The following is a 13,119-nucleotide window of genomic DNA, read 5'->3' as shown; positions in this document are numbered from 1 at the left end:
GGCCAGGGACAACACCCTGTATTAATAAAATGAGCTGTGACCGTGCCTATTGACAGCCACCCTCGGTCCACCGGTTTCAGCCAAAGCCTCGGCCGATGGTTTCGGTCATTCCGACCGAATCAGTCGACGCGGCGCAATGCGCCCGTCTTCGCTCACTTCACCGATACCGATGAAGCGGCCATTGTGATCCTGTACGCGGACCATGCCAAACTGTGGTGCATCCGGCGCACGCACTGCCTGGCCATGCAGCCAGTAGAAAGCGCTGTGCTCGGAGAGGCACACCAGTGGCCAGTCCTGCAGCCCGCTGTCGGACGGCATCAGGAAGCGATCGAGCGCTTCGTTGCCACCTTCGGCATGGGCCTGCTCGAGTTCCTCGAGGGTTACCGTCTGGGCCAGAGCGAAAGGCCCGGCCTGGGTCCGGCGCAACTCGGCGACATAGGCGCCACAGCCCAGGGCCTCGCCGATATCCTCCACCAGGGTACGGATATAGGTGCCTTTGCTGCAGCCAACCGACAACCGCGCACGGGTGCCTTCGCACTCGAGCAACTCCAAGCGGCCAATAGTAACAGAACGCGCCTCGCGCTCCACTACCTCTCCTGCACGCGCCAGTTTGTATAGCGGCTGGCCGTCGCGCTTGAGCGCCGAGTACATCGGCGGTACTTGAAGGATTTCACCGCGAAAACGCGGGATCACCGCTTCGATATCGGCGCGACCAACGGTTACCTCACGGTTCTGCAGGACTTCGCCTTCAGCGTCCGCGGTACTGGTAGTCTGCCCCATCTGCATGACCGTTTCGTAGCCCTTGTCGGAATCGAGCAAGTACTGCGAAAACTTGGTCGCCTCACCGAAGCACAGCGGCAGCACGCCGGTCGCCAACGGGTCGAGGCTGCCGGTATGGCCAGCCTTCTCGGCATTGAGCAGCCAGCGCACCTTCTGCAGCGCAGCGTTGGAGGTAAAGCCCAGCGGCTTGTCGAGCAGGATGATGCCGCTGACGTTGCGGCGGATACGTTTGACCTGGGCCACCGCTTACTCCTTGGCGTCCGGCTCGTCGGCATCCTTGTGCAGGCGGTCTTCGGCCACTGCACGTTCGATCAGCGCCGACAGGTGGACACCGCGGCTGACACTTTCATCGAAGTGGAAGTGCAACTGCGGCACGCTGCGCAGCTGCATCGAGCGGCCCAGATGCAGGCGCAGGAAGCTTGCGGCGCTGTTCAGGGCCTTGAGCGACTGCTGCACGGCGTCTGGCGTTTCTTCGCCCATGACGGTGATGAAGACCTTGGCGTGGCCCAGGTCGCGGCTGACATCCACAGCGGTGATGGTCACCAGACCGACGCGTGGGTCCTTGACTTCACGGCGGATCAGCTCGGCCAGCTCGCGCTGCATCTGATCACCGATACGTTGGGTACGGCTGTATTCTTTGGCCATTCTTGCTACCTGTAACTTAAAGCGGCAAACGCCCGGTGAGGCTGAAGCCTGACCGGGCGCTACCTACTGAGGCGCTGCCCACCGCCCTGCGGCGGGGGCTGGCGCCCTGCTCACCCTTAAAGGGTACGAGCAACCTGGACTTTCTCGAAGACTTCGATCTTGTCGCCGACCTTGACGTCGTTGTAGCTCTTGACGCCAATACCGCACTCCATGCCCGAACGCACTTCGGAAGCGTCGTCCTTGAAGCGACGCAGCGATTCCAGCTCGCCTTCGAAGATCACAACGTCATCGCGCAGTACGCGGATCGGACGGTTGCGGTAAACGGTACCTTCGATGACCATACAGCCAGCGATGGCGCCGAACTTCGGCGAACGGAACACGTCACGCACTTCTGCAACGCCCAGGATGTTCTCGCGAACATCGCTGCCGAGCATGCCGGTCAGGGCTTTCTTGACGTCTTCGATGATGTCGTAGATCACGTTGTAGTAACGCATATCCAGACCTTCCTGCTCGACGATCTTGCGCGCGCCGGCATCGGCACGCACGTTGAAGCCGAACAGTACTGCATTCGAAGCCAGCGCCAGGTTGGCGTCGCTTTCGGTGATACCACCGACGCCGCCACCGATCACGCGAACCTGAACTTCGTCGTTGCCCAGACCGCCCAGCGAGCCCTGCAGTGCTTCCAGGGAACCACGCACGTCGGTCTTGAGGACGATGTTGAGGGTCTTCTTCTCTTCCTGACCCATGGTCTCGAAGATGTTTTCCAGCTTGCCAGCGTGAGCACGGGCCAGCTTGACCTCGCGGTACTTGCCTTGACGGAACAGGGCAACTTCGCGGGCCTTCTTCTCGTCGGCAACCACGGACAGCTCGTCACCGGCTTCCGGGGTACCGTCCAGGCCAAGGATCTCGACCGGGATCGACGGGCCGGCTTCCTTCACAGGCTTGCCATTCTCGTCGAGCATGGCACGCACGCGGCCATAGTTGGAACCGCACAGGACCATGTCGCCCTGACGCAGGGTACCGTCCTGAACCAGGATGGTCGCCACCGGGCCACGGCCCTTGTCCAGGCGCGATTCGACCACGACGCCACGACCTGGAGCGGTCGGGGTGGCGGTCAGCTCGAGGATCTCGGCCTGCAGCAGGACGGCTTCAAGCAGTTCGTCGACGCCGGTACCCATCTTCGCCGAAACCTTGACGAATGGAGTATCACCACCCCAGTCCTCGGAGGTCACGCCTTCGACGGCCAGTTCGTTGCGGATGCGATCGAGGTCGGCACCCGGCTTGTCGATCTTGTTCACTGCAACCACCAGCGGAACGCCAGCTGCCTTGGCATGCTGAACGGCTTCGCGGGTCTGCGGCATCACGCCGTCGTCCGCCGCCACCACCAGGATGACGATGTCGGTCGCCTTGGCACCACGAGCACGCATCTGAGTGAACGCAGCGTGGCCTGGGGTATCGAGGAAGGTGACCATGCCGCGGTCGGTTTCCACGTGGTAGGCACCGATGTGCTGGGTAATACCGCCAGCTTCGCCAGCAGCAACCTTGGCACGACGGATGTAGTCGAGCAGCGAAGTCTTACCATGGTCAACGTGACCCATGACGGTAACGACCGGCGCACGCGACTCGGTCTGACCTTCGAACTTCAGCGATTCGGCCAGGGAATCTTCCAGGGCGGTATCGCTGACCAGCGTGACCTTGTGGCCCAACTCTTCTGCGATCAGCTGAGCGGTTTCCTGGTCGAGCACCTGGTTGATGGTAACCGGGGTACCCATCTTGAACATGAACTTGACCACTTCGGCGCCCTTGACGGACATCTGGTTGGCAAGTTCCGAGACGGTGATGGTCTCGCCGATGGTCACGTCACGAATGACAGGGCCAGTCGGGTTCTGGAAGCCGTGCTGGTTACGCTTCTTCAGCTTGCTCTTGCCACCACGGCCACGACGAGCGCCATCGCTCTCTTCGTCAGTGGTACGCGGAGCGGCACGAGGCGTCGGGGCCTTTTCCTTCTCCTTGACCTTGACCTTGATCGACACGCGCGGCGCTTCGCCACGACGCTCGCCACCACGACGGTCTTCGTCACGGGTGCGGCCTTCGTTGCGACGGGCTTCGTCCTTCTTGCGCTCGGCAGCACGGGCTGCGGCGTCTTCGGACGCTGGTACGTCGGCGACTACCGGGGCCGGAGCGGCGGCAGGCGCTGGCTCGGCCTTGGCAGCAGGTGCCGGGGCTGGCGCAGCGGCAACGGCGTCGGCCGCCTGACGGCGAGCCTGCTCTTCGTTGCGCTGGCGAACTTCGGCCTCGACCTTGTTGCGGGCGGCATTTTCAGCCGCGCGGCGCTCATCCAGCTCACGCTTCTGCTCAGCCTGGACTTCTTCCGGGCTGCGCTGAACGAAAACTTTCTTCTTGCGTACTTCTACGCTGATGCTCTTGCTACCGGCGACACGCAGGGTGCTGGTGGTCTTGCGCTGCAAGGTAATCTTGCGCGGCTCTTCCGCCTTGCTCTTGTGGCTGCTCTTCAAATGGGTCAGCAGAGTCTGCTTCTCATTGTCGGTCACTACCTGACCGGCGTCGGTGTGCGGCAGACCTGCCTCACGCATCTGCTGCAGCAGGCGCTCTACCGGTGCCTCGACCTCTTGGGCCAGTTCTTTCACCGTGACTTGCGTCATGCACTTCTCTCCTCAGGCCGCGCCTAATTACTCGAACCAGTGGGCTCGGGCGGCCATGATCAACTTGCCGGCACGCTCTTCGTCGATGCCGTCGATGTCGAGCAGGTCGTCAATCGACTGCTCGGCCAGGTCTTCGCGGTTAACCACGCCGCGCACCGCCAGTTCAGCCGCCAGGTCCTTGTCCATGCCCTCAAGGGAGAGCAGGTCTTCGGCCGGGTGGGCGTCTGCCAGTTTTTCTTCGGTAGCGATGGCCTTGGTCAACAAACGGTCCTTGGCTCGAGCGCGGAGCTCATTGACGATATCTTCGTCAAAGCCATCGATGTTGAGCATTTCTTCCAACGGTACGTAGGCAATTTCTTCGAGGCTGGTGAAGCCTTCGTCGACCAGCACTTGGGCCAGCTCCTCGTCGACTTCCAGCTCTTCGATGAAATTGCGCAGGATGTCGCCGGTTTCAGCCTGTTGCTTGGCCTGGATGTCCTTCTCGGTCATCACGTTCAGGGTCCAGCCGGTCAACTGACTGGCCAGGCGAACGTTCTGACCACCACGGCCAATGGCTTGCGCCAGGTTGTCTTCGGCAACGGCGATGTCCATTGCATGGGCATCTTCATCAACGATGATCGCCGCGACTTCAGCCGGCGACATGGCGTTGATGACAAATTGCGCCGGGTTCTCGTCCCACAGGACGATATCCACACGCTCACCACCCAGCTCGCCGGATACGGCCTGGACGCGCGAACCGCGCATGCCGATGCAGGCACCTTGCGGGTCGATGCGCTTGTCCTTGGAGCGGACGGCGATCTTGGCACGCGATCCCGGATCACGGGAAGCAGCCATGACTTCGATGAGGCCTTCGGCGATTTCCGGCACTTCGATGCGGAACAGCTCGATCAGCATCTGCGGCGCGGTGCGCGACAGGATCAGCTGAGGACCGCGGTTCTCGGTGCGGATTTCCTTGAGCAGCGCACGCAGGCGCACGCCAACACGGAAAGTCTCACGTGGAATGATGTCTTCGCGGGCCAGCAGGGCCTCGGCGTTGTTACCCAGGTCAACGATGACGTTGTCGCGGGTGACCTTCTTGACGGTGCCGGAGATGATCTCGTTGACCCGCTCGCGGTAGGCGTCGACCACCTGGGCGCGCTCGGCTTCACGGACCTTCTGCACGATGACCTGCTTGGCGGTCTGCGCGGCGATACGGCCGAATTCGATGGACTCGATCTTTTCTTCGATCACGTCACCGACTTTAGCTTCCGGGTGAGTGTCCTTGATCTTGTCCAGCCAGGTTTCGATCGCCGGGTCGTCCAGGTCGTTCTCGTCGACCACGGTCCAGCGACGGAAAGTCTCGTAGCTACCGGTGTGGCGGTTGATTTCCACACGCAGGTCGACTTCGTCCTCAAAACGTTTTTTGGTTGCAGTAGCCAGGGCCACTTCCAGCGCTTCGAAAATGACGCCGGGCGGTACACCTTTTTCGTTGGATACCGATTCAACAACCAGCAGTACTTCTTTGCTCATCGTACGCCTCGCCTTGCGCAAGCCATTGGGCCCGGATAGTCCGCCGGGCCCGGCACGTCTCAGTCAAAACTGGGAATAATATTGGCCTTGTCGATCGAGTCGATCGGCAGCAGGAACTCTTGGTTGTCCACTTGGACCACCACGTCCTGATCCTCCACACCGCGGAGAAGGCCCTGGAAGTTACGACGACCCTCAAAGGGTGAACGCAGCTTGATCTTCACTTGTTCGCCGGCATGCGAGGCAAACTGTTCCAGAGTGAACAGTGGGCGATCCATGCCTGGAGAGGAGACCTCAAGGGTATATTCGCTGCTGATCGGATCTTCCACATCGAGGATCGCGCTGGCCTGACGGCTGACCGCTTCGCAGTCGTCCACCAGGATGCCGTCTTCCTTGTCGATATAGATGCGCAGTACCGAATGCTTACCCTGGGATACGAATTCGATCCCCCAGCACTGATAGCCCAGACCCTCGACCACCGGGGCCAACAAGGCCTGCAACTGTTCTAGCTTGCTCGACACCTGAACCCCCTCGTGCATGCTGTGCAAATAAAAAATGGGCGAAGCGCCCATCCCTGAAAGCGCCGTAGGACAACGACGCCGTAAATTTTGTTCGGCTAGCAAAAAGCCCCTGAAAAGGGGCTCCGCTGAAGCTGGTTGCGGGGGCTGGATTTGAACCAACGACCTTCGGGTTATGAGCCCGACGAGCTACCAAGCTGCTCCACCCCGCGACAAAGCTGGGGCGAAAGTATAAGACTTAACCTGCTTATGGGTCAAACCCAAACCTTCACCTGCAAGAAAGCCCGCTAAAGCGGGCTCTCAAGCTTCAATTGGTACCGAGAAGGGGACTCGAACCCCTACACCCTATGGGCACAACCACCTCAAGGTTGCGTGTCTACCAATTCCACCACCTCGGCAATACTACATTTGAAACCCGTTACTTCTGCTCTTCGGCTGGAGGAGGAACATCACCTTTAGGGGCGTTGTCGCTCTTCTGCTCCTGGAGCACCGGTACATCATCATTAACTGCCGGTTTCTGCGGCTCTTTCACTTCTAGCACCGCTGGATCTGGAAGACCTGCTTGGCTAAGCTGGTGAGCTTGTTGCTTCGCGAAGTATCCTAACCCAAGTGCTGTCAAAAAGAAAGTGGCAGCGAGTATTGCAGTCAATTTACTCAGGAACGTAGCGGAACCTTGGCTTCCGAACACAGTATTTGAGGCACCTGCGCCGAAAGATGCACCTGCTTCCGCACCTTTACCCTGTTGCAACAGAACCAGCACTACAAGCGACAGCGCTGCCAACAGATGAAAAACAACGATAACTGTTTCCAGCATTTGTTCAGTTTCCTGCGGCGCGACAAATTGCACCGAATTCGTCTGCGTTCAGGGACGCTCCACCAATGAGCCCCCCATCGATATCCGGCATGCCGAACAGTTCGGCCGCATTGGCCGCCTTCACGCTGCCGCCGTAGAGAAGCTGCACGTTTGCGGCAACTTCGGCGTCTTCGGCCGCCAACTGAGCACGGATGGCTGCATGCACATCCTGAGCTTGCTGAGGCGAAGCCGTCAAACCTGTGCCAATGGCCCAAACCGGCTCATAGGCGATTACTGCATTGGCGAAAGCCTTAACACCGAACGCGTCGATGATACTGCTTAATTGACCCCCGACAACTTCAAGGGTCTTGCCTGCCTCACGCTCTTCAAGAGTTTCCCCTACGCAGAGCACCGGCATTAAACCACTAAGTTGAGCGGCTGCAAACTTCTCTTTCAGCACTTCTTCACTTTCGCCGATGATCTGGCGACGCTCGGAGTGGCCAATCAAGACCAACTTGCAACCCGCTTCAACCAACTGACTCGGTGCAACTTCACCGGTCAGCGCGCCCTGTTCGGGCTTTACTGCAGAATTCTGTGCTCCGACAGTGATTCCCTTGCCCTGCAGCCCATCAATCACTTGATTGATGAACAGCGCCGGCGGGAACACCGCGACTTCGACACCAGGTGGCACCGGCATATTGCCCAGGCCCAGGATCAGCTCAGCGACGCTGGCGCGGGTACCGTGCATCTTCCAGTTACCAGCTACCATAGGGCGACGCATGCTTTACCTCGTCGGTCAAAGTGGGCGCAGATCTTACCCAACCCGATCTGCGCTGGCAAGCCTCTTTCAGGCACAAACTTCTGCGACCAGCTTGGCCAGGGCTTCGGCGTGGCCACGTACCTGGTTTTCGTCGTCACCTTCGACCATTACTCGCACCAAAGGCTCGGTTCCGGACTTGCGCAGCAGCACACGCCCACGCCCGGCCATGGCCTCGGTGGCCTTGGCACTGGCTTCCTTGACGGCAGGATGTTCCAGCGGGTCGACCTTGCTCGCGCCAAAACGCACGTTGATCAGGACCTGCGGGCATTTGCGCAGGGCCTGACGCGCATGCGCCAGGGTTTCGTCACGGCGCTTGAGCGCCATCAGCACCTGCAGGGCAGCGATAATCGCATCACCGGTAGTGGTGTGGTTACAGCACACTACGTGCCCGGAATTCTCGCCCCCGAGCAGCCAATCGCGCTCAAGCAGTTCTGCCATCACGTAGCGATCGCCGACCTTGGCCCGCACGAACGGAATGTCCAGCTCCTTGAGCGCAAGTTCCAGGCCCAGGTTGCTCATCAGCGTGCCGACAACGCCCCCTTGCAGCTTGCCACGCTCCTGAAGGTCTCGCGCGATGATGAACAGCAGCTCATCGCCATCGACGATGGCCCCGGTGTGGTCGACCATCAATACCCGGTCACCATCGCCATCGAAGGCGATACCCAGATCGGCATGCCCCACCAGTACAGCGGCCTGCAGCGACTCGATGTGAGTGGAACCGCACCCTTCGTTGATGTTCAGGCCATCAGGCTGCGCATGCAGTACGGTGACATCGGCACCCAGCTCACGGAACACGCTCGGGGCGACCTTGTAGGTAGCACCGTGGGCGCAATCGATCACCAGCTTGAGGCCTTCGAAGCTGGTGCTGGTCGGTACGCTGCTCTTGCAGAACTCGATATAGCGACCAGCTGCATCGTTGATACGGGAAACCTTGCCCAGCTTGCTCGACTCGACCACGGTCATCGGCTGATCGAGCAACTCTTCGATCATCAGTTCGACTTCGTCGGGCAGCTTGGTGCCCTGCCCGGAGAAGAACTTAATGCCGTTGTCGTCATGCGGGTTGTGCGAGGCACTGATGACGATGCCCGCTTCAGCATGGAAGGTGCGGGTCAGGTAGGCGATGGCCGGTGTCGGCATCGGCCCGAGCAGCATCACGTCGGCACCCGCTGCAGACAAACCGGCTTCGAGCGCAGACTCGAACATATAACCGGAAATACGCGTGTCCTTGCCCACCAGCACACGGCAATTGCCTTGCTTGCGGAAGGCCATGCCAGCCGCCCAGCCAAGCTTCAGCATGAAGTCCGGCGTGATCGGGTATTCGCCGACGCGGCCACGGATGCCGTCGGTACCAAAGTATTTTCTGCTCATAGGGACTCCAATGTTCTTATTCGGCGTTCTGCACCGCGGCAATCATGCGCACCACATCGACGGTCTCGGCCACATCATGGACACGCAGGATGCTGGCCCCCTTGGTCATGGCCAAAGCCGCCAGCGCGAGGCTGCCGTACAGTCGCTCACCGACCGGACGATCCAGCGTCAGACCGATCATGCTCTTGCGCGAAACGCCCACCAGCAGCGGGCGCCCAAGGCGATAGAGCGCTTCCATATGCTTGAACAGGCTGAGGTTGTGCGCCAGTGTCTTGGCGAAGCCGAAGCCCGGATCAAGAATGATTCGTTCGGCGGGGATGCCTGCCGCTGAGCAGGCGGCCATCCGTTGTTCAAGATAGCGCGTAACGTCGACGGTCACATCTTCGTAATGCGGGTCGTCCTGCATGTTCCCGGGCTCGCCGCGCATATGCATCAGGCAGACCGGCAAGCCGGTGTCGGCTGCCGCATCCAGGGCACCGTCGCGTTCCAGGGCACGCACGTCGTTGATCAGGCCAGCGCCCAGCCGAGCCGACTCGCGAATGACCGCAGGCGTTGAGGTATCGACCGAAATGACCACGTCGAAGCGACTGTTGATGGCCTCGACCATCGGCGCCACGCGCTCTATCTCTTCGGTGACCGAAACCGCACGCGCGCCGGGGCGGGTCGACTCGCCACCGATGTCGATCAGCGTGGCGCCTGCCGCGATCATCGCCTCGGCATGGCGCAACGCCTCGTCGCGCTGACTGAAACGCCCACCATCAGAGAAGGAATCGGGAGTGATATTGAGAATACCCATGACATGGGTACGGGAAAGATCAAGAACCCGGTTGCCGCAAGGCAACCGGGTCGGGTACTGCACTGAGCTCATAGATGCCCTTAGTGTTGAGCTGCCGGGCCGCCAATCGGCGATTCCGGGCGATCATTCTGGGCAGTCGGCGTGCCCGAATCCTTGTCGTCATCCCAATCACGGGGCTCACGCGGAGTACGACCAGCCATGATGTCGTCGATCTGATCGGCATCGATGGTCTCGTACTTCATCAAAGCTTCGGTCATTGCCTCAAGCTTGTCGCGGTTGTCGATCAGCAGCTGCTTGGCAGTGGCATAGCACTGGTCGATGATGCTGCGCACCTCGGAGTCGATCAACTTGGCAGTCTCGCCGGATACGCTGGCGTGCTGGCTACCAGCGCTACGACCGAGGAACACCTCACCCTCCTCTTCCGCGTACATCAGCGGACCGAGCTTCTCGGAGAGGCCCCACTTGGTCACCATGTTGCGAGCGATCTGGCTTGCTCGCATGATGTCGTTGGAAGCACCGGTGGTGACGCCATCGAAGCCCAAGGTCATTTCCTCGGCGATACGGCCGCCATAGAGCGAGCAGATCTGGCTGATCAGCGCACGCTTGGACAGGCTGTAACGGTCTTCTTCCGGCAGGAACATGGTGACACCCAAGGCGCGACCACGCGGAATGATCGAAACCTTGTAGACCGGATCGTGCTCCGGCACCAGGCGGCCAACAATCGCGTGCCCAGCCTCGTGATAAGCGGTGTTCTTCTTTTCCTTCTCGGACATGACCATGGTCTTGCGCTCGGCGCCCATCATGATCTTGTCCTTGGCCAGTTCGAACTCTTTCATTTCGACCAGGCGCTTGTTGGAGCGGGCAGCGAACAGCGAAGCCTCGTTGACCAGGTTGGCCAGGTCGGCACCGGAGAAGCCTGGAGTACCACGAGCAATGACCGCCGGGTTGACGTTTTCGCCGATAGGCACCTTGCGCATGTGCACTTTGAGGATCTGCTCACGGCCCCGGATATCCGGCAGCCCAACCACGACCTGACGGTCGAAACGACCTGGGCGCAGCAGCGCCGGGTCGAGCACGTCCGGACGGTTGGTGGCGGCAATGACGATGATGCCATCGTTCATTTCGAAGCCGTCCATTTCCACCAGCAACTGGTTGAGAGTCTGCTCGCGCTCGTCGTGGCCACCGCCCATGCCGGCGCCACGGTGGCGACCAACGGCGTCGATCTCGTCGATGAAGATGATGCAAGGCGCGTGCTTCTTGGCCTGTTCGAACATGTCACGAACACGGCTGGCACCAACACCGACAAACATCTCGACAAAGTCGGAACCGGAAATGGTGAAGAACGGCACCTTGGCTTCACCGGCAATGGCCTTGGCCAGCAAGGTCTTACCGGTACCGGGTGGGCCGACCATCAGCACACCGCGCGGAATGCGGCCACCCAGGCGCTGGAACTTGCCCGGATCGCGCAGGAATTCGACCAGCTCGCCAACCTCTTCCTTGGCCTCGTCGCAACCCGCGACGTCAGCCAGGGTAGTCTTGACCTGATCTTCGGACAGCAGGCGCGCCTTGCTCTTGCCGAAGCTCATCGGCCCGCCCTTGCCACCCGCGCCACCTTGCATCTGGCGCATGAAGAACATGAACACGGCAATGATCACCAGGATCGGGAAGCTCGCCACCAGCAGTTGAGTCCAGATGCTCTGCTGCTCAGGTTGCTTGCCTTCTACGACCACGTGGTTGTCGACCAAGTCGCCGATCAGGCCATTGTCGGTGATGGCCGGGCGCACAGTCTTGAAGTTGTCACCGTCGGCGCGCTTGCCGGTAATGATGTAGCCGTCGACGGTCACACGCTCGACCTTGCCATCCTTGACCTGCTGGATGAAGTCGGAATAGTTGAGGGTCTGCGGCTCGTTAGGGCTGGAGAAGTTGTTCATCACTGTCACCAGGACAGCTGCGATGATCAACCACAGGATCAGATTCTTTGCCATGTCGTTCAATTCGCTACCCTCTGAGGCCGGCGCACGACGCAGCCGTGCCTCGCATGATATTCATCGCCCTAACTTACTACATTACCTACGCATCCGCAGGCACCGTCTGTAACCCTTTGTGAAAGCTAGACTACACGAAGTTCGGACGATCCAGACGCTGCGGCCGATTGGAAATAACTATCGGCCGCAGCGCTTCACGCCTTTCATACGCCTTTGAAACCTTTGCCCAACAGGTACTGCTCACGAGAGCGGTCCCTCGAAGAGGACGGCTTGCGCATTTGCACCTTGTCGAACTTGGTGCGCACGTCCTTCAGGTACATGTCGAAGCCTTCGCCCTGGAAAATCTTGATCAGGAAATCACCGCCGGGCTTCAGTACGCGGGTTGCCAGATCCAGCGCCAGCTCGCAGAGGAACATGGCGCGCGGCATGTCCACTTCGGGCGTACCACTCATATTGGGGGCCATGTCGGAAATCACAAGGTCTACATGCGAATCGCCGACCGCCTCCAGAATCTGCTGGAGCACTGCGTCATCGGTGAAGTCACCCTGAATGAAGGTCACATCCGGGATCGAGTCCATCTCCAGGATATCGGAAGCGATCAGACGACCCTGGCCACCAATCAGACGACTGGTCACCTGCGACCAGCCTCCAGGGGCCGCGCCGAGGTCGATCACGCTCATGCCGGGGCGGATCAGGCGGTCCTTTTCCTGGATCTCAAGGAGTTTGTAGCTCGCACGCGAGCGGTAGCCATCCTTCTGTGCCTGTTTCACAAAAGGATCGTTGAAATGCTCTCGCAGCCAGTTTGCGCTGCTTTTGGAACGTTGTACCACGGGGCACCTCGATGATATGCGTCGTGATTGACTGGGCGGAGCCGGTGGCCCTCGGGTAAAATGCCGGTCAATTTTACAGAATCAGACGGAAAGGGTCAGATTATGCCGCTCAATAACGAGCAGAAGAAGCAATACAAGTCCATTGGTCATGACCTGAAGCCGGTCCTGATCGTCGCTGGCAACGGTTTGAACGAAGGCGTGATCGCCGAATTGGAGCGTGCGCTGGTCGATCACGAACTGATCAAGGTCGAAATTCGCTCGGAAGATCGCGAAGAGCGCGCCGCTGTCATTAGCGAACTGTGCAAGGCCGGCCGTGCCGAACTGGTACAGACCATCGGCAAGAAGGCGCTCATCTATCGCAAGAATCCGCAGCCGAACAAGCAGCTGTCCAATATCCACCGTTACAAGTGACGGT

The 13,119-nt window shown here is 60.0% G+C and carries 12 protein-coding genes and 2 tRNA genes; 1 reads left to right on the top strand and 13 read right to left on the bottom strand.

The annotated features are described in order from the left end of the window. Positions 1-105 precede the first annotated feature (105 nt). From truB to rlmE, 13 genes are all read right to left on the bottom strand, one after another. Positions 106-1,023 (bottom strand): tRNA pseudouridine(55) synthase TruB, encoded by a 918-nt coding sequence (truB, locus tag BGP85_RS16930; protein WP_103448912.1) that lies wholly within the window; start codon positions 1,021-1,023, stop codon positions 106-108. A gap of 3 nt (positions 1,024-1,026) precedes the next feature. Then, positions 1,027-1,425, bottom strand: a complete 399-nt coding sequence (gene rbfA, locus BGP85_RS16925; RefSeq protein ID WP_085677211.1) for a 30S ribosome-binding factor RbfA — start codon at positions 1,423-1,425, stop codon at positions 1,027-1,029. Between the two features lie 116 nt (positions 1,426-1,541). Beyond that, positions 1,542-4,088 (bottom strand): translation initiation factor IF-2, encoded by a 2,547-nt coding sequence (infB, locus tag BGP85_RS16920; RefSeq protein ID WP_103448911.1) that lies wholly within the window; start codon positions 4,086-4,088, stop codon positions 1,542-1,544. Positions 4,089-4,115: 27 nt separating this feature from the next. Continuing rightward, a complete protein-coding gene (nusA, locus tag BGP85_RS16915; protein WP_103448910.1) occupies positions 4,116-5,597 on the bottom strand; it encodes a transcription termination factor NusA in 1,482 nt (493 codons plus the stop codon). Positions 5,598-5,656: 59 nt separating this feature from the next. Next, complete coding sequence (gene rimP / locus BGP85_RS16910; RefSeq protein WP_054885662.1) at positions 5,657-6,115, bottom strand: ribosome maturation factor RimP; 459 nt, start codon at positions 6,113-6,115, stop codon at positions 5,657-5,659. Between the two features lie 132 nt (positions 6,116-6,247). Then, positions 6,248-6,324, bottom strand: a tRNA-Met gene (locus BGP85_RS16905). A 100-nt stretch (positions 6,325-6,424) separates the two neighbouring features. Continuing rightward, positions 6,425-6,510: transfer RNA gene (locus BGP85_RS16900), tRNA-Leu, on the bottom strand. 20 nt (positions 6,511-6,530) lie between these two features. After that, positions 6,531-6,926 carry a preprotein translocase subunit SecG gene (gene secG, locus BGP85_RS16895; RefSeq protein ID WP_103448909.1) on the bottom strand — a complete coding sequence of 132 codons (396 nt, stop codon included), beginning with the start codon at positions 6,924-6,926 and terminating at the stop codon, positions 6,531-6,533. A 4-nt stretch (positions 6,927-6,930) separates the two neighbouring features. Further along, entirely contained in the window at positions 6,931-7,686 is a 756-nt protein-coding gene (tpiA, locus tag BGP85_RS16890) for a triose-phosphate isomerase (protein WP_103448908.1), read from the bottom strand. A 66-nt stretch (positions 7,687-7,752) separates the two neighbouring features. Beyond that, complete coding sequence (glmM, locus tag BGP85_RS16885) at positions 7,753-9,093, bottom strand: phosphoglucosamine mutase (protein WP_103448907.1); 1,341 nt, start codon at positions 9,091-9,093, stop codon at positions 7,753-7,755. 16 nt (positions 9,094-9,109) lie between these two features. Then, positions 9,110-9,961, bottom strand: a complete 852-nt coding sequence (gene folP / locus BGP85_RS16880) for a dihydropteroate synthase (RefSeq protein ID WP_103448906.1) — start codon at positions 9,959-9,961, stop codon at positions 9,110-9,112. An 8-nt stretch (positions 9,962-9,969) separates the two neighbouring features. Continuing rightward, a complete protein-coding gene (ftsH, locus tag BGP85_RS16875; protein ID WP_103448905.1) occupies positions 9,970-11,874 on the bottom strand; it encodes an ATP-dependent zinc metalloprotease FtsH in 1,905 nt (634 codons plus the stop codon). Between the two features lie 203 nt (positions 11,875-12,077). Beyond that, positions 12,078-12,704: a 23S rRNA (uridine(2552)-2'-O)-methyltransferase RlmE gene (gene rlmE / locus BGP85_RS16870; protein WP_008098904.1), complete on the bottom strand. Its 627-nt coding sequence runs from the start codon at positions 12,702-12,704 to the stop codon at positions 12,078-12,080. A 102-nt stretch (positions 12,705-12,806) separates the two neighbouring features. Here rlmE and yhbY point away from each other — a divergent pair, with 102 nt between their 5' ends. Next, positions 12,807-13,115, top strand: a complete 309-nt coding sequence (yhbY, locus tag BGP85_RS16865; protein WP_103448904.1) for a ribosome assembly RNA-binding protein YhbY — start codon at positions 12,807-12,809, stop codon at positions 13,113-13,115. The last annotated feature ends 4 nt before the right edge of the window (positions 13,116-13,119 follow it).

The organism is Pseudomonas putida (genome assembly GCF_002906855.1).
Lineage (GTDB): Bacteria > Pseudomonadota > Gammaproteobacteria > Pseudomonadales > Pseudomonadaceae > Aquipseudomonas > Aquipseudomonas putida_N.
The sequence above is the reverse complement of the archived record's forward strand: the minus strand, read 5'-3'. Positions and strand labels throughout refer to the sequence as shown.

Coding starts and splice junctions, on each gene's coding strand:
- rbfA (WP_085677211.1), bottom strand. CDS start 1,425: ATGGCCAAAGAATACAGCCGTACCCAACGTATCGGTGATCAGATGCAG.
- infB (WP_103448911.1), bottom strand. CDS start 4,088: ATGACGCAAGTCACGGTGAAAGAACTGGCCCAAGAGGTCGAGGCACCG.
- nusA (WP_103448910.1), bottom strand. CDS start 5,597: ATGAGCAAAGAAGTACTGCTGGTTGTTGAATCGGTATCCAACGAAAAA.
- secG (WP_103448909.1), bottom strand. CDS start 6,926: ATGCTGGAAACAGTTATCGTTGTTTTTCATCTGTTGGCAGCGCTGTCG.
- tpiA (WP_103448908.1), bottom strand. CDS start 7,686: ATGCGTCGCCCTATGGTAGCTGGTAACTGGAAGATGCACGGTACCCGC.
- glmM (WP_103448907.1), bottom strand. CDS start 9,093: ATGAGCAGAAAATACTTTGGTACCGACGGCATCCGTGGCCGCGTCGGC.
- folP (WP_103448906.1), bottom strand. CDS start 9,961: ATGAGCTCAGTGCAGTACCCGACCCGGTTGCCTTGCGGCAACCGGGTT.
- ftsH (WP_103448905.1), bottom strand. CDS start 11,874: ATGGCAAAGAATCTGATCCTGTGGTTGATCATCGCAGCTGTCCTGGTG.
- yhbY (WP_103448904.1), top strand. CDS start 12,807: ATGCCGCTCAATAACGAGCAGAAGAAGCAATACAAGTCCATTGGTCAT.